This is a genomic window from Streptomyces sp. NPDC088817 (assembly GCF_044750345.1).
GTDB lineage: Bacteria > Actinomycetota > Actinomycetes > Streptomycetales > Streptomycetaceae > Streptomyces.
Window position 1 is genome coordinate 17,731 of sequence record NZ_JBIVJN010000028.1, and the last position, 23,687, is coordinate 41,417.

Genomic DNA, 23,687 nt, shown 5'->3' on the forward strand with positions numbered 1-23,687 from the left:
GGATGAGGAGTGGAACAGGTGCCGGAGCACGCAGCGGGAGCACAGCACGGATCGCCGGCGCGCGAGGTCGGGGACTTCCTGCGCCGTCGCACGGAGCAGATCGCCCAGCGGTGGGCCGAGGAGCCGATCTTCCGAGCCGTGTTCACCGTCTCCCGCGACGAGGCCGTGGAGGCGGGCCGCGCGGTCGTCGACGCCCTGGCCGCGGTGGCCGCCTCCGAGCGGGTGTCCGACCCGGACGCCGACGGTTTCCTGCCGGTGCGCGAGCAGCTCGCGCGGATGGGCGCCGTGCGCGGCAGGACCGGTCTGACCGCCGCTGAGGTCTCGCGTGACGTGGACGCCCTGCGGCCGCCCGCGCTGGAGCTGCTGACCGCCGAGCTCGCCGGCACCCCGGAGGAGTACCTGCGGGAGTGCGCCAACGTCCTGTCCGTGCTCACCGGCACCCTGCGGCTCGTGGTGATGCAGACGGCGCTCAGCGAGGGCCAGGACCTCATCGACCGCCAGCGGCTCCAGCTCCTCGAGGTGGCCACCCCGGTCATCAAGCTGTGGGACGGCATCGTCGCGGTACCGCTGATCGGAACGCTCGACAGCGCCCGCAGCCAGGTGGTGATGGAGTCGCTGCTCGAGGCGGTCGTCGACCAGCAGGCCCGCTTCGCCATCCTCGACATCACCGGGGTGCCCACCGTCGACTCGCTGGTCGCCCAGCATCTGATGAAGACCGTGGCGGCCGCCCGGCTGATGGGCGCCGAGTGCGTGGTCTCCGGCATCCGCCCGGCCATCGCGCAGACCATCGTCCACCTCGGCCTCGACCTGGGCTCGGTCGTCACCCGCGCAACCCTCGCCGACGCGCTCGCCCACGCCCTGCACCAGCTGGGCGCCGACATCGTGAGCCGGGCGCCCCACGGTGCGGGTGAACGGTGATCGACCGTCTCCCCCCGCCCGGCACGGGGCAGGTGCCGGTACTCAGACTCGGCGACGTCCTCCTGGTCACGCTCCAGGGGGATCTGTACGACAGCACCGCCGAACAGCTCCAGCAGGACATCGGCGAGGCCATCGCCCACCACACGGCCACGGGAGTCGTCATCGACGTCTCCGGAGTGGAGATCGTCGACTCCTTCCTCGGCCGGGTGCTGGCCGAGATCGCGACCAAGGCCGGGCTGCTGGCCGCGCAGACCGTGGTGGCCGGGATGCGTCCGGCGGTGGCGATCACCATGGTCGAACTGGGTCTGACCCTGCCCGGGCTGCGGACCGCGCTCACCACCGAGGACGCCCTGCGGCTCGTCACCGCCCGGCCGAAGCTGCCACGCCCCGGCGGCGCACAGGCGGGGAGCCGGTGATGGAGACAGCAGCGGGCGTCGAGACCTGCCTGCCGATCCGGTCGGACATGGACCTGGTGTGGGTGCGGCAGCATGTGCGCCAGGCGGCCGGGCGGCTCGGCTTCAGCCTGGTCGACCAGACGAAGCTGGTCACCGCGGCCAGCGAACTGGCGCGCAACACGCTGGTGCACGGCGGGGGCGGACAGATGCAGGCGGCCCACGTGGTCGACGGACAGGTGCACGGGCTCCGGCTGGCGTTCGGCGACGAGGGGCCCGGCATCACGGACCTGGACCGGGCGCTCAGCGACGGCTACACCTCCGGCGACGGCCTCGGCATGGGTCTGGGCGGCGCCCGGCGGCTGGTGCACGAGTTCGCGATCGACAGCACCCCCGGTGCCGGCACCACCGTCACCGTCACCTCCTGGGCGACCCGGCCGGCGCGGCCGTACGGGGGAGCCTGATGCCGCGCGTCTGGGAGGTTCCGGTGCCCGACTCGACCCGGGTACGCGACGCGCGGGTCGCCGCCGAGGAGGCGGCCGCGCTGGCCGGTCTCGACGAGTCCCGCACCGCCGCCGCGGCGCTGGTGGCGACGGAACTCGCCACCAACCTGCTCAAGTACGCCCAGGACGGGCGGCTCCTGGTCGAGGTGGTGCCCCCGCCGCGCGCTCCGTACGGGCACGGCGATCCGGCGCCGGTGGTGCAGATGACGGCGGTCGACCACGGTCCCGGCATCGCCGACGTCGCCGCCGCCCGGCGCGACGGGTTCTCGACCAGCGGCTCGCTCGGGGCCGGGCTCGGCACCTGCCGCCGCGCGGCCGACGAGTTCCATCTGCACAGCGTCATCGGCCGGGGCACGGTGGCGCTCGCCCGGCTGGGGGCCACCGTGCCCCGGCCCAGGGCGGTTCGGGCCGAGGAGGACGACACCCTCCCGTACGCGGGGGCGGTCCGGGCGGGCGGCGTCACCGTCCCGTACGCCGGGGCGGAGTACTCGGGTGACGCCTGGTCCTGGGCGGGCGCCGGGGACCTGGTGACCCTTCTGCTGGCTGACGGCCTCGGCCACGGCCGGGAGGCGGCCCGCGCCTCGTCGGCGGCGGTCGAGACGCTGCACCGCTCGGCCCGTCTCACGCCGACCGAGCTGCTGCGGCGGCTCGACACGGCGCTGCGCGGCACCCGGGGCGCGGCCGTCGCCGTGGCCCAGCTGGATCTGCGGGCCGGACGGCTGCGCTTCTGCGGGATCGGCAATGTCGGGGCGCGGCTGCGCGAGGGCGATTCCTGGCGCCACCTGCTGTCCCGGCCGGGCATCGTCGGTGTGCACCGGCCGACGACGCTGCCCGAGACCGAGGTGGCCTGGGCTCCCGACCGCCTGCTCGTCCTGCACAGCGACGGCCTGCCCAGCCGGTGGGCACCGCCCGGCGCGGCCGCTCTGCCCACGGCGGCCGATCCCGCGGTGACGGCCGCCCTGACCGTGCGCGACACCGGCAGCTCCGCCAGCCCGGTCCGGGACGACACCACCGTGGCCGTCCTGACCTCCGCCCCGCCGGACCGCCCATGACGAGCACCTGGCAGATCAGCACGGCAACCGACGCGGCCCGGGCCCGTATCGCCGCGGCCCGTACGGCGGTCGCGTACGGCGTCCCCCCGCTCGAACGCGCCCACCTGACCACCGCCCTCGGCACCCGTCTGCGCCACTGCCTGACCAAGGGCGGCACCTGGACGGTCACCGTCCGGACGCCGGTCCCCGACACGGACGGGGACGCGGACGCGGGGGCCCTCCACATCACGGTCGCGTCGGCCCCTGACCGGGAGGGCGGTGGGGAGCCGGCGTGGCGGATGTCCGCCCTCTGTCCCGGGGGCGGGGCGTCGCCGGAGCCGCAGCCGGAGCCCGAAGCCGGCGACGACGCGTCTGCTCTGGCCGAGGCGCTGCTCGGGGCCGACGACGACACGGCGGCGGTCCTGGAGAGACTCACCGAGCAGGAGGAGTTGGTCGCCTTCCATCGGGAGGAACTGCATCAGACCAACCAGGGCGTCCTCGCCCTGCACGCCGATCTGGACGCCGCCTGGCGGGCCCAGCAGGAGGCGTTCGCCGCCGAGCGCGCCGCTCGCACCGAGGCGGAGGAGGCCCGCCGCAGACTGAGGTTCCTGGCCGACGCCAGCGCTCTGCTGACGACCTCGCTCAACCACGAGGAGATCCTGCGGCGGCTGCCGGGCCTGCTCGTGCCCCGGTACGCCGACCGTGTGGACGTATGGCTGTTCGACCACGAGGGGGACCGGCACCGGCCCGCCCCGCACCCGGCGGCCGCGGTGCTCGCGGCCCGTACCGGCCGCCCGCAGTACGCCGCCGACCATCCCGGCGATCTGCCGGGCGTCGACGACCAGCCGCCGTCGGCGCTGAACCCCGGCCGACCCGTGCTGTGCGTCCCGCTGCTCGCGCGGCGGACACCTCTCGGTGTGCTGACCCTGTCGCCGCCCGGCGCCCGCTGGGACCCCGACGACGCCGTCATGCTGATCGAGCTGGCCCGGCGGGCCAGCGTCGCCCTCGACAACGCGCGCCGCTTCGAGCACAACCGCGACATCGCCGAGACGCTGCAGCGCGCCCTGCTCACCGACCTGCCCACCACACCGGGCCTGCGCCTGGCGGCGCGCTATCTGCCGGCCACGCACGGGCTGAACATCGGCGGGGACTGGTACGACGCCTTCCGGCAGCCGGACGGGAGCCTGATCACCGTCATCGGCGACGTCACCGGGCACGGCCTGCACGCCGCCGTGATGATGAGTCAGCTCCGGACCGCGCTGCGCGCCTACGCGGTCGACGGCGGCAGCCCCGGCCGGCTGCTGACCCGGCTGCATGTGTTCCTGCACCATTTGCAGCCCGACCTGTTCGCGACCGCGGTCATCGCCCGTTTCAGCCCGGACGACCCCACGGTCACCTGGGCCGCCGCGGGCCATCCGCCGCCGGTGCTGCGCCTGCCGGACGGCCGGGTGCACGTCCTGGACGCCAAGCCGGGCGCCATGCTCGGCATCCCGCTGCGGCAGGAGATAGAGGACCACACGGTGCGCCTCTCCCCCGGCGCGACCCTGGCGCTGTACACGGACGGCCTCGTGGAGCGGCGGGCGCTGGGCATCGACCCCGGCATCGACCGCCTCGCCGCCGCGCTGGGCGCTTTCGACCCGGCCGAGCTGGACGCCGACCTGGACGGCTCGGCCGACCGCCTCCTCGGCCCGCTGCTGAGCGACTCCGAACGCGACGACGACGTCTGCCTCCTGCTGTGCCACATCGACAGCGCGGCCGGCGGCGAACCGGACCGGATCCCGGCGGGCGTGGACCACCTGCGGTAGCACCGCGCGGCGCAGGCGCGCCCGAACGTCCGAGCACCCGAGCGCCTGGACGCCTGGAGGCCGGGACGGCCCATAGGACAGCGGATCCCGGGAACCCGCCGGGGCGGCCCCCGCCGTCCGGCCGCGTTCCCGGCGGCGGGGACGGCGGTGTCCGGTGCGCGCGCGGCCCGGTGGGGGCATCGTGGTGCTCGACGGACGGGATCGACCCGATGGACCGGTGAGGTGCGAAGCAGCCGTCCCCGGGCAGACGGTAGGACGTCGATGCAGCCGCCCGGAGCCCCGCAGAAGGGATGAAACATCGTGACACGACCCAGGATCCTGGTGGTCGGCGCAGGCTTCGCCGGAGTGGCGTGCGTCCGCCGTCTGGAGCGCAGGCTCTCCCCCAGCGAGGCGGACATCACCCTCGTGACCCCGCAGTCCTACCAGCTCTATCTGCCGCTGCTGCCCCAGGTCGCCTCCGGGGTGCTGACGCCCCAGTCGGTCGCCATCTCCCTGCGCCGCAGCAGGAAGTACCGCACCCGGATCATTCCGGGCGGCGCCATCGGCGTGGACCTGAAGGCCAAGGTGTGCGTCGTCCGGACGCTCACCGACCGCGTCGTCGACGAGCCGTACGACTACCTCGTGCTGGCCCCCGGCAGCGTCACCCGCACCTTCGACATCCCGGGGCTGCTCGACCACGCATTCGGCATGAAGACGCTGGCCGAGGCCGCCTACATCCGCGACCACGTCATCACCCAGCTCGACCTCGCCGACGCCAGCGAGGACCCGGCCGAACGCGCCTCGCGACTGCAGTTCGTGGTGGTCGGCGGCGGGTACGCCGGCACCGAGACCGCGGCCTGCCTGCAGCGCCTCACGCACGCCGCCGTCAGGCGCTACCCGCGGCTGAACCCGGCGCTGATCAAGTGGCACCTGATCGACATCGCGCCGAAGCTGATGCCGGAGCTGGGCGACAAGCTGGGCCGCAGCGCCCAGGAGGTGCTGGGCCGCCGGGGCGTCGAGATCTCGCTCGGGGTGTCCATCGCCAAGGCCGGGCCGGAGGAGGTCACCTTCACCGACGGCCGGGTGGTGCCGACCCACACCCTGATCTGGACCGCGGGCGTGGTGGCCAGCCCGCTCATCGCGACCCTCGGCGCGGAGACGGTCAGGGGCCGGCTCGCCGTGACAGCCGAGATGTGCCTGCCCGGACACGACGGGGTGTTCGCGCTCGGGGACTCCGCCGCCGTGCCCGACCTGGCCAAGGGCGGAGGCGCCGTGTGCCCGCCGACCGCGCAGCACGCCACGCGACAGGGCCGGCGGGTCGCCGAGAACCTCATCGCGACGCTGCACGGGCAGCCCCTGCGGCCGTACGAGCACAAGGACCTGGGGCTCGTCGTCGACCTCGGCGGCGCGGACGCGGTCTCCAAGCCGCTCGGCGTGGAACTGCGCGGTGTCCCGGCCCAGGCCGTGGCCCGCGGCTACCACCTGGGGGCGCTGCGCACGAACGTCGCCAAGACCAGGGTCGCGACCAACTGGCTGCTCAACGCGGTCGCGGGGGACGATTTCGTCCGCACCGGATTCCAGGCCCGCAAGCCCGCCAAGCTGAAGGACTTCGAGTACACCGACGCGTACATGACGCCCGAGCAGGTACGGGAGCACGTCGAGGGGGCCCGCCCCCGGCAGATGTGACACCGGGGCGCGGGTACCGGGGCGCGGGCACCAGGGCGGGGCCTCTCCCGCCGGGCACGGCCGGGCCGCGACGGGTGGTCCGGCCGTGGCGTGCCATGCTGGTCGGGCGGATCATGGCGGGAGACGAGGGACGGGAAACGGGAGGGTACGGCGGCGTGGGAGCAGCACAGAGGCCGGTCCGGTCGCGGCTGCGTGATCGCTTCACGGCGTCCGATCCCGGCCTGCTGCGACTGGCGGCCGGATCACGGACGGCGGGCTCCATCGCGCTGACGCTGGCCGTCCTCGGCGCGCTGCGCGTGCCCGTGACGCATCTGGTGGCCGGGGCGATCGCGTCGATGGCGGCCACCTTCGCCATCCGGGAGAAGCAGCGCTCGCGGCAGGCGGTCACGCTCGCCCTCGGCCTTCCGGTGGCGCTGGTGTCCGTCTCGCTCGGCGCGCTGCTCAACCCGCTCGTGGTGGCCGGGGACGTCTTCTTCGTCGTCCTGATTTTCTGCGCGGTCTACAGCCGGCGGTTCGGCGACCGCGGCAACGCGCTCGGTCTGATCGGCTTCCAGCTTTACTTCATGTCCCTGTTCGTCGGCGCCACGGCGTCGGCGCTGCCCGGGCTCTACGGTGTGATCGCGGTCGCGTTCGGCTCCAGCGCCCTTGTGCGGTTCGTGATCGTGTATGAGACGCCTGCGGGTGTCCTGCAACGCCTGCGCGAGGCGTTCCGGGTGCGGCTCGCGCAACTGGTGACGGCGCAGCGGGAGCTGCTGGACGCCGGTCCCGACGAGGTGGAGAAGGTCGTGGAGGCGGTGCGCCTGGGCACGGCCCGGCTGCACGACACGGCCATGATGATCCAGTCGCGGCTGGCGGACGGCACCTCCGACGAGGCCGTGGCGCGGCTGGTGCAGCGGCGGATCGCGGACGCCGAGATCGCCGCCGAGCGGCTGGGGCTGCTTCTGCTGAACGCCCGCAGCGCCGAGCGGACCGACACGCTCACCCTCCATCTCCCCGGCGCGTCCGTGCCCTCCAGCGGCCGGCTGCCGGTGCGGGACGAGGCGACCGAGACGCTGCGCCGCGACCTGGGGGCGCTGGCACTGCTCGTGCTGCGGCCCGTCGGGGAGGGCGGCGGGACCGCGCTGGCGCATGTGCGCAACCGGCTCCTCGGCTACCGGGACGAGGAGAACCTGCCGCCCGCCTCGCCCGCCGTGCAGGACGTCTTCCGCGGTATCGGCGAGACCGCGCGGGCCGTGCTGGGTCTGCGGATCGCGCTGGACGGCCCGCAGGACGAGTCCGACGACGCGCCGGCCACGATCCGCTCCCGGGAGGAGCTGGACGCGGAGAACGCCGCCATCGAGGGCTCCGAGGAGGCCGAGCGGGAGGAGCAGGCCCCGACCGGGTGGCGGCGGCCCACCACGCGGTCGGCCGTGCAGGTCGCGGTGGGCTCGTCGCTGGCCATCGTCGGCGGCGAGTTCCTCTCCGGCCAGCGCTGGTACTGGGCGGTGCTGACCTGCTGGATCGTCTTCATCAACACCTCGTCGACGGGCGAGATCCTGGTCAAGGGCTACCGGCGTCTGGTGGGCACCGTGCTCGGCGTGGTGGCCGGGATCGTGCTGGCGGGGCTGGTCGGACCGCACACGTGGACGGCGCTGGCCCTGGTGCTGCTGTTCGTCTTCGCGATGTTCTACACGGCCCCGCTGTCGTACACGCTGATGTCGTTCTTCGTCACCGCGGCGCTGGGGCTGCTGTACACGCTGCTGCACAGGTACAGCGCGGCGGTGCTCGTGCTGCGTGTGGAGGAGACGGCGCTCGGGGCGGCCTGCGGCATCATCGCGGCCGCGCTGGTGCTGCCGGTGCACACCCACGGCCGTACGAACGAGCTGCTCGGCCGGGTGCTGGAGCGGCTGACGGACGTCACGGCCGCCGCCGTCGAGCAGCTCAGCGGGGGTCCGGTGGTCGATCTGCTGGACCGGGCGCGCGAACTGGACCAGGCGCTGGCCGACCTCCGGGCGGGCACGCAGCCGCTGACGCATCCGATCACCCCGCTGCGGGCCCGGCGCAACACCGCCCAGTACGTCGTGGCGCTGCTGGAGACCTGCGCCTACCACGCGCGGTCGCTGGCGGCGACCGCGGAGCTGCTGCCCACGCATCCGTCGATAGCCGCGGATCCCCGGCTGCGCCAGGCGTGTGCCCGGATCACCCGCAACATCGAGACGATCCGCGCGCACGTGACCGAGGAGTCCGCCACCGCGGAGGTCGAGCGGGGGCCGAGCATCGCCTCGCTGCTGGAGCCGGACGGTGCGCCCGGCGTCCCGCGGTTCGGGCGCATCACCGACCGGGTGCTGCGGCATCTCCAGCGCCTCGACGAGGCGGTGGTGGGCCTGGCCCGTCCGCTGGACGTCCCGGTGTCGAAACCGGCACAGTGACGGGCCGGGGCAGGTGCCCCGGCCCGTCACCGCGATCGTCAGAAGTCGGTGGGCAGGTCGCTGGCCTCGGCGATGCCCCGCAGCTCCTCGGTCTCCCGGTGCCGGTCGCGGATGTAGTCGGCGATCTCGGTCAGGCGTGCCGGGTCGGCGGCGGTCGCCGCGTCGGTGACCACCCGGACCGGGCCGGTCTCCTCGATGTCGAGGACCACCAGCTCGTTGTCCAGCCTGCCGGTGACGGCGGTCGCGATGACCAGCGCGGCCTCGTCCCGTATCTCCTGGGGAAGACCTTGCGCCTGGGCGCCCTCCAGCGGGAAGTCCGCGGAGGGCACGCCTCGTTCGTCGATGGCCCGCAGCACCGGGTCGACGACGTCGAGCAGCAGTTCGTAGTCCTCTTCGGGCATCCGGACGCGGAGCAGATCGAGATAAACCTCCACGGCCCGGCCGTCGGGCGGAAGCTCGTCTTCGTTCATTGGTTCCGTGTTCCCCGCGAACGCCCGCTCAGACACGGAAGGGGCCACCGGCGGCACGAGCCGGGGAGAGCTGCCCCTCACGGGGTGGGATCGGTCGTGGTGTCGGTCGCCGCTCGCGGTCCGTCGCCGGGGCGTTTCGCCCGCTCCGCCAGCACCTCGTCGCGCACCCGCGCGCAGCTGCGGCTGATGAGCCGGGAGACGTGCATCTGGGAGATGCCGAGCCGGTCGGCGATCCGGCTTTGTGTCATGTCCTCAAAGAAGCGCATGTAGAGGATGGCACGCTCCCGTTCGGGGAGCCGGCGCAGGCCCTCCTTGGCCGACTCGCGGTCGACGACGGTGTCGTAGGAGGAGTCCGACGCGCCGAGGCTGTCGGCGAGGCTGTAGCCGTCGCCGCCGGCCGAGAGTTCGGCGTCCAGGGACAGGGTGCTGAAGCTGTCGATCGCCTCCATCCCCGCGTTGACCTCCTCCTCCGTCAGTCCGGCGTGTGCGGCGATCGCCGCGACCGAGGGTTCGGGGCTGCCCGGGTTCTGGGTGAGTTCGCGGCGCGCCACCCGGACCTTGTTGCGCAGTTCCTGGACGCGGCGGGGCACGCGAAGGGCCCACATCCGGTCCCGGAAGTGCCGCTTGACCTCGCCGGTGATGGTGGGCACGGCGTAGCTTTCGAAGGCGCCGCGGTCCGGGTCGAACCGGTCGATGGCCTTGACCAGCCCGAGTGCCGCCACCTGCCGCAGGTCCTCCAGGGACTCGCCGCGGTCGCGGAAGCGGCCGGCGATGCGGTGGGCCATGGGCAGCCACGCGCTGACGAGTTCGTCGCGGACGGCTTCCCTCTCGGGGCCGTCACCGGCGGCGGCCAGGCGTTGGAAGAGGGCGGCGGTGTCAGGGGCGTCGTCGTGCGGCCGGCGGGCGGGCGCCGCCGGGTCCGTGGGAATGTCGGGGCGGCTTGTCGATATGTCGATGAGCATGCGGTATGGCTCCTGAACGGCGTTTCAGGGACTGACCGCGGAAGAGGTGGTGCCGTCCGGTCCGTCGGGAGACCTCCCGGAGCAGCAGGTACAGCTTCCGCTGACGCGCCTCCGGTCCGAAGCACGAGGTTCCATCTGCCCGGCAGCGGGAGCGGCAAACTCCGCTTCCGGCAGTTCTTCTCCCCTACCGCTCCCCCGCCGGCTCCCGCCCGGCCCCACACTGGCTGCTTCGCGCCGCCATCACGGCGCGTCGGAGCGGGTAGGTGCAGGACATGACGGATGTGGTGCACTCGGACGAACTGCTGCGGCGGATCCAGCGCGCAAGGGCGTGCGCGGCACAGGAGGAACGCCGATGGCAGGAGCGCCGCGACACCCTCGGGGCGACGGATCCGGACGCCGCGCGCGAGGCGGCCGTACGCGTCCTGACCTACGAGGCCGTCCTGAGGGTGCTGGACGAGATCCTGGTCCCGGGCCGGCATCCCGACCGGAGCTGAGGGGCGGAGTGAGTCCGCTCACGTGACCCTGCTCCGGCTGCGCGAAACACTCATGGATGGTTTACGGTTCACCCATACGCGGCGGCGGGGTCGACCCGGCGTGTCCCCCGCAAGCCGCCCTGTACGGCCCTGGCTGGCTTCCCCCGTCCAGCCAGGGCTTTTTCCATGCGATCACCCGGAAAATGGGCGAAGAATCCCGGTTCGGGCAGCTTCAGCCGGGTACTGGCAGTCCTCGTGATGCGCGCTCTGCTCTCCGGTCCGGCGGTACTCGCCGTGGACGCGGTACGCCGCGCGACGGAGGGAGACCTCGCGGCGGCGCGGGCGCAGATGGGGTTCTCCCTCGCCTGGCACATCATCGTGGCCTGCCTCGGGGTCGGGCTGCCGGTGCTGACCCTGCTCGCGGAGTGGTACGGCATCCGCACCGGGAATCCGGCCCACCGGCTGCTCGCCCGCCGGTGGGCGCGCGCCATGGGCGTGCTCTTCGCGGTGGGCGCCGTGTCCGGGACCATCCTCAGCTTCGAGATGGGGCTGCTGTGGCCCGGGCTGATGGGCCGGTTCGGCCAGGTGATCGGGCTGCCGTTCGCCCTGGAGGGCATCGCCTTCTTCCTGGAGGCGATCTTCCTCGGGATCTATCTGTACGCCTGGGACCGGCTGCCGCCCCGCCGCCATCTGCTGACCGGCATCCCCATCGTCGTCGCGGGCACCGCCTCGGCCTTCTTCGTGGTGTGCGCCAACGCGTGGATGAACCAGCCGCGCGGCTTCACCCTGCGCGACGGCAAGGTGGTGCACGTCGACCCGTGGGCGGCGATGCTCAACCCGGCCAGTCCCCCGCAGACCGTGCACATGATCCTCGCGGCCTTCATGGTGGCCTCGTTCCTGGCCGCCGCCGTGTACGCGGTGGCCCTGCTGCGCGGGCGCCGGGACGCCTACCACCGGGCCGGCTTCTTCATCCCGTTCACGCTGGGCGTGATCGTGGCCCCGTTCCAGATCGTCGTGGGCGACTGGGCGGCACGCTTCCTGTCCCGTTACCAGCCGACGAAGCTGGCCGCGATCGAGGGCGTGTACCGCACCGGCTCCCATGTCCCGCTGACCATCGGCGGCATCGCGGGCGACAACAGGCTGAAGTACGGCCTGGAGGTCCCCGACGGGCTGTCGCTGCTGGTCGGCTACCGTCCCGGCACCGTCGTACAGGGCCTGGACCGCGTACCGGTCGCCCTGCGTCCGCCGGTCACCGGTGTGCACTGGGCCTTCGACCTGATGGTCGCCATCGGCTTCTTCCTGCTGCTCATGGGCGTGTGGCTGCTGTGGCAGTGGTGGCACCGCCGCCGCACCGGCGGAGGGGAGCTGGGCACGCCCCGCGCGTTCCTGGCGCTCGCCGCCGTCGCCGGCCCGGCCGCCGTGGTGGCGCTGGAGTGCGGCTGGACCGTGACCGAACTGGGCCGCCAGCCGTGGATCGTGTGGGGCGTGATGAGCGTGCGGGACGCCGTCAACCCCGCCCCGGGGCTGATGACCGGCCTGTGGCTGGTGCTGCTGGTGTACGCCGCCATGACCGCGGCCACCGTGTACGTCCTGCGCCGCCTGGCCCGGGGCACCCCGGTGCCGCAGGCCCCGCAGGAGGCGGACGTCACCGGCTACCCCGTCGTGTGAGGCCCCGCCGGGCCCCGCCGTACGACCCCCTGGAGGTGACCGTGCTCGCGGACGCGGCGCTCGCCGTGATGTGGCTGGGCCTGACCTGCTACGCCCTGTTCGGCGGGGCGGACTTCGGCGCCGGGGTGTGGGACCTGCTGGCCGGCGGGGCCGAGCGGGGCAGGCCCCGGCGCGCGCTGATCGAGCACAGCATCGGGCCGGTGTGGGAGGCCAACCATGTGTGGCTGATCTTCGTGGTGGTGCTGCTGTGGTCGGCGTTCTCCCCGGTGTTCGCCGCCGTGATGTCGACGCTGTACATCCCGCTGACCCTGGCCGCTCTCGGCATCATCGCGCGGGGCGCCGCCTTCGCCTTCCGCAAGGCCAGTACCGAGCTGTGGCAGCAGCGGCTGTTCGGGGCGTGCTTCGCGCTGTCCTCGCTGCTCACGCCGTTCTTCCTCGGCACGGTCGCCGGCGGTGTGGCATCCGGGCGCGTGCCGCCGGGGCTCGCGGCGGGCGACGTGATCACCGGCTGGCTCAATCCGACGTCGGTGCTGGGCGGGGTGCTGGCGGTGGTGGCCTGTGCGCACCTGGCGGCGGTGTACCTGTGCGCCGACGCGGACCGCGAGGGCCGGCCGGAGCTGGCGGCGGCCTTCGCCCGCGACGCCGTACTCAGCGGGCTGGCGGCCGGAGTCGTGGCCCTCGCCGGGATCGCGGTGCTGCACGCGGACGCCCCGGCGCTGTTCCACGGGCTGACCCACCGGGCGCTGCCCCTGGTGATCGTCAGCGCGGTGGCCGGGCTCGCCGGCCTCGGCCTGTCTGCCCGGCGGCGTTTCGTGGCCGCCCGCGGGGCCGCCGCCCTGGCGGTCGCGGCGATCCTGTGGGCGTGGGGAGCCGCCCAGTACCCGGCCATGCTGGTCGGCGGCACCACCGTCGCGCAGGCCGCGGCGACCTCCTCCGTGCTGACGGCGGTCCTGGTGTCGCTGGGCGTCGGCGCGGTGCTCCTGGTCCCCTCGCTGTGGCTGCTGTACGCCACCTTCCAGCGTGGGTCGGCCGGACAGCCCTCGTCGCGGTGAGCGGAGGATGAGCGGAGAGTGACGAGCCGTCCCCGCGCGTGAGGACGGCTGAGAAGTCGTCTCCGCCGAGGTGCCCGAGGGATCCGCAGCGGCTGAAATGGGGAGGAGGCACATGCGGGGAACCCATCGCCGGCGAGGAGCTTCGGGTCATGACCAAAGCGATAAAACTGCTGACCGCCCTCCCCCAGAAACAACGCGAACGGCTGATGGAGGTCGCGCGCGAAGTCTCCTTCCCCGAGGACACGAGGATCTTCGAGGCGGGGGGCACGGCCGACCGCTTCTGGGTCATCCGCTCCGGGGCCGTGCACCTGGACCAGCAGGTGACGCCCACCCGCCGGGTGACGGTGGCGTCCCTCGGCGCGGGCGACCTGCTCGGCTGGTCCTGGCTGTTCCCGCCGTACCAGTGGGACTTCGGGGCGTCGGCGTTCAGCCAGGTCCGCGCCTACGAGTTCGACGCCTCGGCGGTTCTCGCGCTGTCCGTGGAGGATCCGCTGCTCGGGCTGTCGCTGGTGCGGACCGTCGCCGAGGTCCTCGCCCACCGGCTGGAGCTGACCCGGGGCAAGCTCCTGGAGCAGTACACCATCCCCCGGCGCACCCACTGACCCGTCGACCGCTGGGTCAGATCCGGTAGCGGCGCAGCGCGGGGACGGCCGCCGCCAGGCCCAGCATCAGGGCGACCACCAGCAGGCCGCCGCCGGCCACCGCCATGCGCGGGCCGAAGGCCGAGCCGGCCGTGCCGTGCAGTACGTCCGCGAGGCGGGGACCGCCCGCGACGACGACCGTGAAGACGCCCTGCATCCGGCCGCGCATCTCGTCGGTGGCGGCGGACAGCAGGATGGCGCCGCGGAACACCATGGAGACCATGTCGGCGACTCCGGCGGCCGCCAGGAACACCACCGCGAACCACAGGCTGCGGCTCAGCCCGAACCCGGTGACGGCCGCGCCCCAGGCGGTGACCGCGCCGATCACCATCCAGCCGTGCCGGCGCGCCCGGGAGAAGGCGCCGGAGAACAGCCCGCCGACCACGGCGCCCACCGGGATGGCCGCGAACAGCAGGCCGAGCGCGTGCCCTTGCCCGTAGGAGGCGTACGTCTCGGCGGCGAGCTGCGGGAACAGGGCGCGGGGCATGCCGAAGACCATGGCGATGATGTCGGCGAGGAACGACAGCAGCAGCACCTTGTGCCCGGAGATGTAGCGGAAGCCGTCGGCTATCTCCCGCACCCCCGCGCGGCGCACGGCGGCTCCGGCCAGGGGCGGCAGCGCGGGCAGGCGCCATACCGCCCACACGGTGAGGCACAGCGCCACGGCGTCGATGAGGTACAGCTCGGGCAGCCCGATGACGGGGATGAGCACGCCGGCCAGCAGCGGGCCCGCCACCAGGCCGGTCTGCATGACGGTCGACCCGAGGGCGTTGGCGGCGGGCAGTTCCCCGGCCGGGACCAGCCGGGCGATGGAGGCGTTGCGGGCCGGTGAGTTCAGTCCGAAGAAGGCCTGCTGCACGGCGAGCAGCACCATCAGCACCACGACCGAGTCGAACCGGGCCGCGGCCTGCAGCCAGAACAGCAGCGAGGTGACGGCGATACCGCTGTTGGTGACCAGCAGCAGCTTGCGGCGGTCCACCGTGTCGGCCACGGCGCCGCCCCACAGCGCGAACACGACCATCGGGACCAGGCCCGCGAGGCTGGCGTAGCCGACCCAGGCCGAGGAGCCGGTGCTGTCGTAGATCTGCTTGGGCACGGCGACGGCGGTGAGCTGGCTGCCGACCGCGGTCACGATGGTCGAGGACCACAGCCGGCGGAAGGCGGGGCGGCGCAGCGGCCGGGTGTCCATGGCCCAGCGGCGCCAGCCTCGCCGGCCCGCTCCGGACGGGTCGGGGGCGTCGCTGTGCGGTGCGGTGCTGCTGCCGGTGCTCTCGCTGGTGTCCACGGGCTTCCTGGTTGTTCGTTACATCTATCGGTGCGGTGTTCAGTGTCGCAGCAGCGGCCGGGTCCCCGGACCCTTCGGATCCGGACCGCTCGCGCGCACGCGCTCCAGTCGGGCGGCCGCGCTGTCGAGCAGCATGTCGAGGGCGGTCGGGTAGGCGCTGATGACCATGCGGGTGGCGAGCAGGGGCGCCGCCTCGGCGATGCGCGGATGCGTGGTGGCGGGCAGCCGGGCGTAGGTCGAGCGCCACATCTCCTCGTCGGCACGCAGGGCGGCGCTCGGCAGGGCCAGGGAGGCGGCGTCGAGCGCGGCGAAGGCGAGGGTCTGGTCGACGAAGGCGTGGTAGATCCGCACCGTGTCGGGCAGCGGGAAACCGGCGCCGCGCAGCACGCCCAGGACCGCCTCGTCGGCGGCCAGTTCGTGGGTCCGGCCGGAGACGCGGTTGGCGGTGACCACCGCGGCCTGCGGATGCGCGGTGTACGCGGAGTGGATGCGCAGGCCCACCTCGCGCAGGTCGGCCCGCCACCGCCCGCTCGGCTCCCAGCCGGCCAGCGCCCGGCCGATGAGCGCGTCCCCGATCGCCAGGGTGAGGTCGTCCATGCCGCGGAAGTAGCGGTAGAGGGTGCTCGGGTCGCAGTCGAGCGCCAGGCCGAGGCGGCGGGCGGTCAGTCCCACGCTGCCGTGCTCCCGCAGCAGCCGGAGCGCGGTGTCGACGATCAGTGTCTCGGACAGCACGGTGCCGCTCCGGGTGGGGCGGCGGCGCCGTCGCTTCTCCTCGGGGACCACCGGTTTCGGCATCCCGACCTCCTCGGACTCCTCGCCAGTCTTATGCCAACGCCATTGACCTTACGTGCCGCGCGGCGTTGTCATCGACGCTCAGCGAAGAAAAGCCGAGAGGGAGTCCAGGTCATGCGTGTACTGCTCGTGGGTGCCGGTGGTGTGGGTACGGCGATCACCCGGATCGTGGCCCGTCGTCCGTTCCTTGAGTCGATGGTCGTCGCGGACTACGACCGGGGGCGGGCCGAGTCCGCCGTGGCGGCCGTGGACGACGCCCGGTTCACCGCCGAGCGCGTCGACGCGAGCGACGAGGCGGCGGTGGCGGACCTGCTTGCCCGGCACCGCTGCGACGTGCTGCTGAACGCGACCGATCCGCGCTTCGTGATGCCGCTGTTCCGCGCGGCCCGCACGGCCGGCGCCGGCTACCTCGACATGGCGATGTCCCTGTCCCGGCCGCACCCCGAGCGGCCGTACGAGGAGTGCGGGGTCAGGCTGGGCGACGAGCAGTTCGCGCTGGCCGAGGAGTGGGAGAAGGCCGGCGCGCTGGCGCTGGTCGGCATGGGGGTGGAGCCGGGCCTGTCCGACGTGTTCGCGCGGTACGCCGCCGACGAACTCTTCGACGGGATCGAGGAGATCGGCGTCCGCGACGGCGCGAACCTGACCGTCGACGGCTACGACTTCGCGCCGTCCTTCAGTATCTGGACCACCATCGAGGAGTGCCTGAACCCGCCGGTGGTGTACGAGGCGGGGCGCGGCTGGTTCACCACCGAGCCGTTCAGCGAGCCGGAGGTGTTCGACTTCCCCGAGGGCATCGGCGAGGTCGAGTGCGTGAACGTGGAGCACGAGGAGGTGCTGCTGGTCCCGCGCTGGGTCGACGCGCGGCGGGTGACCTTCAAGTACGGTCTGGGCCGCGAGTTCATCGACACCCTCAAGACGCTGCACCTGCTGGGTCTGGACCGCACCGAGCCGGTCACCGTGCCGGGCCCGGACGGGCCGGTCGCCGTCTCGCCGCGTGACGTCGTCGCCGCCTGTCTGCCCGACCCGGCGACCCTGGGCGAGCGGATGCGCGGCAAGACCTGCGCGGGCACCTGGGTGCGCGGCACCCGGGACGGCGCGCCCCGCGAGGTGTACCTGTACCACGTGGTCGACAACGAGTGGTCCATGGCCGAGTACGGATGCCAGGCGGTGGTGTGGCAGACGGCGGTCAACCCCGTGGTCGCCCTGGAGCTGCTGGCCACCGGCGTCTGGTCGGGAGCGGGCGTGCTGGGCCCCGAGGCGTTCCCGGCCCGCCCCTTCCTGGACCTGCTGACGGAGTACGGCTCGCCGTGGGGCGTCCGCGAGCAGTGAGCGCGCCCCGGCGCCGTCCGGGTCGTGCCGGGCCTCCTCGCCCGCGGGGTGCGGCCGGGTCCGGGGCGTACCGCTGTACGCTCCGGGCAGAGTCCCCCGCACCCCCGAGGAAGGCCCGGCCGTGAGCGTCCGTGTGCGCCGCATCTACGATCCGCCCGAGTCCGAGGACGGCGTGCGGGTCCTGGTCGACCGGCTCTGGCCGCGCGGGGTCTCCAAGGAGGACGCGCACATCGACGAGTGGCCGAAGGCCATGACGCCGTCCACCGAGCTGCGCCGCTGGTATCACGGCGGCGAGGGGTCGTACGAGGAGTTCCAGCGCCGTTACGAGGCCGAACTGGCCGAGCCGGAGGCGGCCGAACTCCTCGACCAGATCAGGAAGTTGGCCCGCCGTGGCGGGGTGACCCTGCTGACGGCCTCCAAGCACCCGGAGCAGAGCCAGGCCTCGGTGCTGGCCGATCTGCTGAAGAGGAAGTGAGCCGGCCCGCCTCCGCGCCGTGCGGGGGCGGGCCGTGACACCCGTTCAGGCGGTCTGGCGTGCGGCGGCGCGTCCCGCCGCACGTCCGGAGAACAGGCACCCGCCGAGGAAGGTGCCCTCCAGGGCGTTGTAGCCGTGGACGCCGCCGCCGCCGAAGCCGGCGACCTCACCGGCCGCGTAGAGGCCGTCGATCGCCTGCCCGTCCCGGCCGAGGGCGCGCGAGTCCAGGTCGGTCTGGATGCCGCCGAGCGTCTTGCGGGTGAGGATGTGCAGCTTGACGGCGATCAGCGGTCCTGCCGCCGGGTCCAGGAGGCGGTGCGGGGCGGCCACCCGGCCGAGGCGGTCGCCGATGTAGCGGCGGGCGTTGTGGATGCCCTGGACCTGGGTGTCCTTGCTGTAGGGGTTGGCGATCTGGAGGTCGCGGGCCTCGATCAGGCGCCGCACTCCGGCGGCGTCCAGGAGGGGCTTGCCGGTCGACTGGTTCATCTTCTCGACCAGTTGCTCCAGGGTGCGGGCGATCAGGAAGTCCTCGCCGTGCCGCAGGAAGTCCCGTACGGGGCCGGGCGCGCCCTTGCCGAGCAGCCGGTCGCGCAGCACGGCCCTGCGGTCCCCGGCCGTGATGTCGGGGTTCTGCTCGGAGCCCGACAGGGCGAACTCCTTCTCGACGATCCTGCGGCTCAGCACGAACCAGGAGTGGTCGTACCCGGCGATGTCCTCGGTGGTGCGCAGGTGTCTGAGGGTGCTGAGCGTGTCGTAGCCGGGCAGGCACGGGTCGGGCAGCCGGCGGCCGAGGGCGTCCAGCCAGAGGGAGGAGGGGCCGGGCAGGATGCGGATGCCGTGGCCGGGCCAGACCGGGTTCCAGTTCCGCAGTCCCTCGGTGTAGTGCCACATGCGGTCGCGGTTGACCAGCCGTGCGCCGGCCTCCTCGCTGATGTCCAGCATCCGGCCGTCGACGTACGCCGGGACGCCGGTGACCATCCGGGACGGCGGGGTGCCGAGCCGCTTCGGCCAGTGGCGGCGCACCAGGCCGTGGTCGGCGCCGATGCCGCCGCTGGTGACGACGACGGCCTGCGCGGTGAGCTCGAACGCGCCGGTCTCCTCGCGGTTGGAGGCGACGCCCCGGGGCGCGTCGTCCTCGGCGAGGACCGTGCCCCGCACGCCCTGGACGGCGCCGTCCTGGACCACGAGTTCGTCGACCCGGTGACGGTGGTGGAAGGTGAGCAGCCCGTCGCGCGCGGCCTGGAGGGCGTACGCGGCGAAGGGTTCCACGACGCCCGTGCCGGTGCCCCAGGCGATGTGGAAGCGGGGTACGGAGTTACCGTGGCCGTCGGCGCGCAGGTCGCCGCGCTCGGCCCAGCCGACCGTGGGCAGCAGCCTGATGCCGTGCCCTTCGAGCCAGGACCGCTTCTCCCCCGCCGCGAACTCGACGTAGGCGCGCGCCCAGCGCACCGCCCAGGAGTCCTCGTCGCCGAGCCGGTCGAACCGGGCACTGCCCTGCCAGTCGTTCCAGGCCAGCTCGAAGGAGTCCTTGACGCCGAGTCTGCGCTGCTGCGGGGTGTCGACGAGGAACAGCCCGCCGAAGGACCAGTAGGCCTGGCCGCCGAGGTTGGCGGCGTTCTCCTGGTCGACGAGGGCGACCCTGCGGCCCCGGCTGGTCAGTTCGTGCGCCGCGACCAGGCCCGCCAGGCCTGCTCCGACGACGATGACGTCGGCGTCCATGGTGACCGTCCCCTTCCTCGGTTTCCTGGGCTTTCTAAGCGTCCCGGGTGTTGCGTGCGGCGGTGCCGCCGTCGGTGAGCAGCGCCGTGAGCAGTTGTCCGAGCCAGGCGCGGGCGCCCTCGACGTCCCGGTCGAGCAGCAATTGGGTGGTGACTCCGTCGTACGCGGCGACGACCGCGTGGGCGGCGTCTTCGGCGTCGCCGAGGACGGCGGGCAGCGGGGTGCGGGCGCGGGCGAGCCGGTCGGCGACGGCACGGCGCAGCCGTGCGCGGTGCTCCAGCAGCGTCCGGGCCACGGCCGTGTCGCGGGCCGCGTGCACCAGGAAGTCCGTCTTGACCAGGAGCCAGTCCCGGTCGAGGAGCAGGACGTCGGTGACCCGGTCGACGGCGGCGGGCACGTCGAGGTCGGGGCCGTCGAGGGCGAGCGCCCCGGCCACCTGGTCGGCGATCAGCTCGGCCCGTTCCCGGTACAGGGCGAAGAACAGCTCGTCGAGGGTGGCGAAGTTGGAGTAGAAGGCGCCCCTGCTGTAGCCGGCGGCCTCGCAGACCTCCTCGATCGACACTCGGCCGAAGCCCTTGGCGGCGAACACCGTGAAGGCGGCGTCGAGCAGGTTGGCCCGCGTTCGCTGCCGGCGCCGGGTGACGCGCTTCTCCGTGCCCTCGACCGTCATGTCGCCACCCCCGTTCGATACAGGAATGTATCCGATGCGCTGATGTATCGAAAGGGCCGCGAACAAGGAGTGCCCGAAGGGGAGCGAGGTTTCGCCGCGGCGCCCGTGGTCAGTCGGGCCGGTGGGCCGTGTGCACGTCACGGCGGCCGACCGGGTACCGCGGGCGCGCCGGGGCCGGGAAGGAGTGGGAACCGTGAACTCGTCCGGCGACGTACCCGCCCCGCACACGCTGCGCGACTACGCCCTGCTCGCGGACGGCGAGCGCGGCGCCCTGGTGGGGCCGCGCGGCGACCTCGTGTGGATGTGCGCGCCCGCCTGGGACAGCGAGGCCGTCTTCGCCGCCCTGATCGGCGGCCCCGGCTGGTACACCGTCGCGCCCGCCGAGCCGTTCGTGCACGGCGGCTACTACGAGCAGGGCGGGCTGATCTGGCGCAGCCGCTGGATCACGACCGGCGGCATCGTCGAGTGCCGCGAGGCCCTCGCCCTCCCCGGCGATCCGCACCGCCTCACGGTGCTGCGCCGGGTCATGGCCGTCGACGGGGACGCCAGGGTCGGCGTACGGCTCCACCCGGCGGCGGGGTTCGGACGGTGGCCGCTGAACGAACCGCACCGGGACGAGGAGGGCCGGTGGACGGGCCGGGCGGGCGAGTTGCACCTCCGGTTCACGGGCGCGCCCGGCGCCGGACCGGCGGACCCGGACCACCCGGGGCTGGGCGCGGAGCTGCGCCTGGCCGCCGGTACCCACCACGATCTCGTCCTGGAGATCTCGGACCTGCCGCTGCCCGCGCCCGAGCCGGCCGACCGGCTGTGGCGGGCCACCGAGTCCGGATGGGCGGCGCGTGTGCCCGATCTGCGCGGCGCGCTGGGCGTGCGCGACGCCCGGCACGCGTACGCGGTGCTCAGCGGCATGACGGGCCCGGGCGGCGGCACCGTGGCCGCCGCGACGACCAGCCTGCCGGAGCGGGCCGAGCAGGGCCGCAACTACGACTACCGGTACGTGTGGATCCGCGACCAGGCCTACATCGGCCAGTCCGCCGCGGCGACCGGCCCCTACGAACTCCTGGACGGCTCGGTACGGTTCGTCACCGAACGCCTGATCGAACACGGCCCCGGTCTCGCGCCCGCCTACGCTGCGACGGGCGGGCCGGTGCCCGACCAGCGCACCCTCGACCTGCCCGGCTACCCGGGCGGCTTCGACGTCGTCGGCAACCGGGTCAACCGCCAGTTCCAGCTGGACGTGTTCGGTGAGGTCCTGCTGCTGATCGCGGCCGGCGCCCGCCACGACCGTATCGGCGCCGAGGCCTGGCGCGCCGCGTTCATCGCCGCCGACGCCATCGAGGCCCGCCACCGGGACGGGGACGCCGGGATCTGGGAACTGCACACGGACCGCTGGGCGCACAGCCGGCTGATCTGCGCGGCGGGACTGCGCGCCGCCGCGGCAGTGGCGCCCTCGGGCAGCGCCGGGACGGCGGCGCGGTGGGCGGCGCTCGCGGACCGGATCGTCGCCGGCACCGCCGCCGACAGCCTGCATCCGTCCGGCCGCTGGCAACGCTCCCCGACCGACCCCCGTGTCGACACGGCGCTCCTGCTGCCCGCCCTGCGCGGCGCCGTGACCGCCGGGGACCCCCGTACCCTCGCCACCCTGCGCACGGTCCGCGCCGACCTCGTCCAGGACCACTTCGTCTACCGCTTCCGGCACGACGCGCGACCGCTCCAGGACGCCGAAGGGGCCTTCCTGCTCTGCGGGTTCGTCATGGCCCTGGCCGAGCACCAGCAGGGCGACGCCGTGGAGGCGGTGCGCTGGTTCGAACGCAACCGGGCCGCCTGCGGCCCCGCCGGACTGTACGCGGAGGAGTTCGACGTCGCCCAGCGCCAACTGCGCGGCAATCTGCCGCAGGCGTTCGTCCACGCCCTGCTCCTGGAGGCCGCCACCACGCTCGCCGGCGCGGACTGACCCGGCCACGACCGGCCCGGCGGCCGCGTCCCCGCCCCTCCGTTTGCCCCCGCGCATCGAGGAGAACCGGACCGTATGACATCTGACGAACCCGATTGCCGCACCGTGGTGGTGACCGGAGCCAGTGGCGGGATCGGCCGCGCGGTCGCGGTCGCGTTCGCCGCCCGCGGGGACCGGGTGGCGCTGATCGCCCGCGGCCGGGCCGGCCTCGACGGCGCGGTGCGCGAGGCCGAGCGGGCAGGTGCCGCGAAGGCGGTCGCCATCGAGGCGGACACGGCCGACCCGGAGGCGGTGGAGGCCGCGGCCCGGCGCGCCGAGGAGGAGCTCGGCCCCGTCGACGTATGGGTCAACGACGCGTTCGCCTCGGTCTTCGCGCCCTTCACCGAGATCGCCCCGGACGAGTTCCGGCGCGTCACCGAGGTCACCTACCTCGGCTACGTCTACGCCACCGGCGCCGCGCTGCGCCGGATGCTGCCCCGCGACCGGGGTGTCGTCGTGCAGGTCGGCTCGGCGATCGCCTATCGCGGCATCCCGCTGCAGAGCGCCTACAGCGGCGCCAAGCACGCCATCCAGGGCTGGCACGAGGCGCTGCGCTGCGAGCTGCTCGCCTCCGGCACGCGGGTGCGCACCACCATGGTGCAGATGCCCGCGGTGAACACCCCGCAGTTCGACTGGGTCCGCTCACGCCTGCCCGAACGGGCGCAGCCGGTGCCGCCGATCTACCAGCCCGAGGTCGCCGCCCGCGCCGTGCTGTACGCCGCCGACCACCCGGGCAGGCGCGAGTACTGGGTCGGCGGCAGCACCGTCGCCACCCTGCTGGCGAACGCCGTCGTACCGGGCCTGCTGGACCGCTACCTGGCCCGCACCGGCTTCTCCTCCCAGCAGGACGGCCACCCGAGGCAGGCCGGGGAGCCGGACAACCTCTTCCAACCGGCGGACGCACGACGGGACTTCGGAGCGCACGGCCGGTTCGACGGACGGGCCCGTGCCCGCAGCGTCCAGCAGCGGGCCGCGCACACCCTCGGCACCGCCGCGGACGGTGCCCGACGCGCGGCAGCGGCCGTGCCCCGGCTCGGCGCCGGGTTCGCGGCACGGATGCGGGGCACCCGGGCCCTCCGAGCACAGGACAGGAGCGTGTGACCATGCCCCGCGGATCGAGCCCCAAGCGGGAACGGCAGTACGAGCACATCAGGGAAAGCGCGCTGGAGCGCGGCGAGACGGAGGGGCGCGCCGAGGAGATCGCCGCCCGGACCGTGAACAAGGAACGCGCCCGGCACGGGGAGTCGAGGACCGCCAGCCGGACCTCGCTCCAGGACATGTCCTCCTCCCGCCGCGGCGGGCAGCGCTCGCACAGCGGCGCCCAGGGCCCCACCTACGACCAGCTCTACAACGAGGCCAGGCAGCGCGACATCCACGGCCGCTCGAAGATGACCAAGGCGCAACTGCGGGACGCCCTCGGGCGCCAGGAGTCGTGA

The 23,687-nt window shown here is 73.8% G+C and carries 22 protein-coding genes; 16 read left to right on the forward strand and 6 right to left on the reverse strand.

The window, feature by feature from the left end; all coding sequences use genetic code 11:
• Nucleotides 1-18: 18 nt before the first annotated feature.
• The 7 genes from ACIP4X_RS33950 to ACIP4X_RS33980 all read left to right on the forward strand — a co-directional run bounded on the left by ACIP4X_RS33950 (nt 19) and on the right by ACIP4X_RS33980 (nt 8,722).
• Complete coding sequence (locus ACIP4X_RS33950) at nt 19-918, forward strand: STAS domain-containing protein (RefSeq protein ID WP_358737378.1); 900 nt, start codon at nt 19-21, stop codon at nt 916-918.
• Complete coding sequence (locus tag ACIP4X_RS33955) at nt 915-1,334, forward strand: STAS domain-containing protein (RefSeq protein ID WP_401352150.1); 420 nt, start codon at nt 915-917, stop codon at nt 1,332-1,334. The genes ACIP4X_RS33950 and ACIP4X_RS33955 overlap by 4 nt, the downstream gene beginning before the upstream one ends.
• Nucleotides 1,334-1,774 carry an anti-sigma regulatory factor gene (locus ACIP4X_RS33960; RefSeq protein WP_401352153.1) on the forward strand — a complete coding sequence of 147 codons (441 nt, stop codon included), beginning with the start codon at nt 1,334-1,336 and terminating at the stop codon, nt 1,772-1,774. Before ACIP4X_RS33955 ends, ACIP4X_RS33960 begins: the two co-directional genes overlap by 1 nt.
• A complete protein-coding gene (locus ACIP4X_RS33965) occupies nt 1,774-2,865 on the forward strand; it encodes a SpoIIE family protein phosphatase (protein WP_401352156.1) in 1,092 nt (363 codons plus the stop codon). The genes ACIP4X_RS33960 and ACIP4X_RS33965 overlap by 1 nt, the downstream gene beginning before the upstream one ends.
• Nucleotides 2,862-4,649 carry a GAF domain-containing SpoIIE family protein phosphatase gene (locus tag ACIP4X_RS33970; RefSeq protein WP_358737371.1) on the forward strand — a complete coding sequence of 596 codons (1,788 nt, stop codon included), beginning with the start codon at nt 2,862-2,864 and terminating at the stop codon, nt 4,647-4,649. Before ACIP4X_RS33965 ends, ACIP4X_RS33970 begins: the two co-directional genes overlap by 4 nt.
• Before the next feature lie 300 nt (nt 4,650-4,949).
• On the forward strand, nt 4,950-6,314 hold the full coding sequence (locus tag ACIP4X_RS33975) for an NAD(P)/FAD-dependent oxidoreductase (protein WP_358737369.1): 1,365 nt from the start codon (nt 4,950-4,952) through the stop codon (nt 6,312-6,314).
• Nucleotides 6,315-6,409: 95 nt separating this feature from the next.
• Nucleotides 6,410-8,722: an FUSC family protein gene (locus ACIP4X_RS33980; RefSeq protein ID WP_401352159.1), complete on the forward strand. Its 2,313-nt coding sequence runs from the start codon at nt 6,410-6,412 to the stop codon at nt 8,720-8,722.
• A 38-nt stretch (nt 8,723-8,760) separates the two neighbouring features.
• On the opposite strand, the gene ACIP4X_RS33985 is transcribed toward ACIP4X_RS33980, so the two are convergent.
• Both ACIP4X_RS33985 and ACIP4X_RS33990 read right to left on the reverse strand, forming a co-directional pair.
• On the reverse strand, nt 8,761-9,192 hold the full coding sequence (locus ACIP4X_RS33985; protein ID WP_358737365.1) for a hypothetical protein: 432 nt from the start codon (nt 9,190-9,192) through the stop codon (nt 8,761-8,763).
• A gap of 77 nt (nt 9,193-9,269) precedes the next feature.
• Complete coding sequence (locus ACIP4X_RS33990; RefSeq protein ID WP_358737363.1) at nt 9,270-10,154, reverse strand: SigB/SigF/SigG family RNA polymerase sigma factor; 885 nt, start codon at nt 10,152-10,154, stop codon at nt 9,270-9,272.
• 272 nt (nt 10,155-10,426) lie between these two features.
• Here ACIP4X_RS33990 and ACIP4X_RS33995 point away from each other — a divergent pair, with 272 nt between their 5' ends.
• The 4 genes from ACIP4X_RS33995 (at nt 10,427) to ACIP4X_RS34010 (ending at nt 13,949) form a co-directional block, all read left to right on the forward strand.
• Complete coding sequence (locus tag ACIP4X_RS33995) at nt 10,427-10,648, forward strand: 3-deoxy-D-manno-octulosonic acid transferase (protein WP_401352163.1); 222 nt, start codon at nt 10,427-10,429, stop codon at nt 10,646-10,648.
• 237 nt (nt 10,649-10,885) lie between these two features.
• Complete coding sequence (locus tag ACIP4X_RS34000) at nt 10,886-12,295, forward strand: cytochrome ubiquinol oxidase subunit I (protein ID WP_401352198.1); 1,410 nt, start codon at nt 10,886-10,888, stop codon at nt 12,293-12,295.
• Nucleotides 12,296-12,336: 41 nt separating this feature from the next.
• Nucleotides 12,337-13,347 carry a cytochrome d ubiquinol oxidase subunit II gene (locus ACIP4X_RS34005; protein WP_358737395.1) on the forward strand — a complete coding sequence of 337 codons (1,011 nt, stop codon included), beginning with the start codon at nt 12,337-12,339 and terminating at the stop codon, nt 13,345-13,347.
• A gap of 149 nt (nt 13,348-13,496) precedes the next feature.
• Nucleotides 13,497-13,949: a cyclic nucleotide-binding domain-containing protein gene (locus ACIP4X_RS34010; RefSeq protein WP_358737357.1), complete on the forward strand. Its 453-nt coding sequence runs from the start codon at nt 13,497-13,499 to the stop codon at nt 13,947-13,949.
• Nucleotides 13,950-13,965: 16 nt separating this feature from the next.
• Here ACIP4X_RS34010 and ACIP4X_RS34015 read toward each other — a convergent pair whose 3' ends face one another.
• Both ACIP4X_RS34015 and ACIP4X_RS34020 read right to left on the reverse strand, forming a co-directional pair.
• Nucleotides 13,966-15,273 (reverse strand): MFS transporter, encoded by a 1,308-nt coding sequence (locus ACIP4X_RS34015; protein WP_401352167.1) that lies wholly within the window; start codon nt 15,271-15,273, stop codon nt 13,966-13,968.
• A 39-nt stretch (nt 15,274-15,312) separates the two neighbouring features.
• Entirely contained in the window at nt 15,313-16,068 is a 756-nt protein-coding gene (locus ACIP4X_RS34020) for a TetR/AcrR family transcriptional regulator (RefSeq protein ID WP_358737353.1), read from the reverse strand.
• A 111-nt stretch (nt 16,069-16,179) separates the two neighbouring features.
• Between ACIP4X_RS34020 and ACIP4X_RS34025 the strand changes: the two genes are divergently transcribed.
• Nucleotides 16,180-17,394, forward strand: a complete 1,215-nt coding sequence (locus ACIP4X_RS34025; protein ID WP_358737351.1) for a saccharopine dehydrogenase C-terminal domain-containing protein — start codon at nt 16,180-16,182, stop codon at nt 17,392-17,394.
• 121 nt (nt 17,395-17,515) lie between these two features.
• The gene (locus tag ACIP4X_RS34030; protein WP_358737349.1) at nt 17,516-17,869 is read left to right on the forward strand and encodes a DUF488 family protein; all 354 of its coding nucleotides are present in this window, start codon (nt 17,516-17,518) and stop codon (nt 17,867-17,869) included.
• Between the two features lie 45 nt (nt 17,870-17,914).
• On the opposite strand, the gene ACIP4X_RS34035 is transcribed toward ACIP4X_RS34030, so the two are convergent.
• A complete protein-coding gene (locus ACIP4X_RS34035; RefSeq protein ID WP_391460177.1) occupies nt 17,915-19,588 on the reverse strand; it encodes an FAD-binding dehydrogenase in 1,674 nt (557 codons plus the stop codon).
• A gap of 34 nt (nt 19,589-19,622) precedes the next feature.
• Nucleotides 19,623-20,258, reverse strand: a complete 636-nt coding sequence (locus ACIP4X_RS34040; RefSeq protein WP_358737346.1) for a TetR/AcrR family transcriptional regulator — start codon at nt 20,256-20,258, stop codon at nt 19,623-19,625.
• Between the two features lie 193 nt (nt 20,259-20,451).
• Here ACIP4X_RS34040 and ACIP4X_RS34045 point away from each other — a divergent pair, with 193 nt between their 5' ends.
• From ACIP4X_RS34045 to ACIP4X_RS34055, 3 genes are all read left to right on the forward strand, one after another.
• Entirely contained in the window at nt 20,452-22,212 is a 1,761-nt protein-coding gene (locus tag ACIP4X_RS34045) for a glycoside hydrolase family 15 protein (protein ID WP_401352173.1), read from the forward strand.
• 75 nt (nt 22,213-22,287) lie between these two features.
• A complete protein-coding gene (locus tag ACIP4X_RS34050; RefSeq protein ID WP_358737343.1) occupies nt 22,288-23,352 on the forward strand; it encodes an SDR family oxidoreductase in 1,065 nt (354 codons plus the stop codon).
• A 2-nt stretch (nt 23,353-23,354) separates the two neighbouring features.
• Complete coding sequence (locus ACIP4X_RS34055) at nt 23,355-23,687, forward strand: plasmid stabilization protein (RefSeq protein WP_358737341.1); 333 nt, start codon at nt 23,355-23,357, stop codon at nt 23,685-23,687.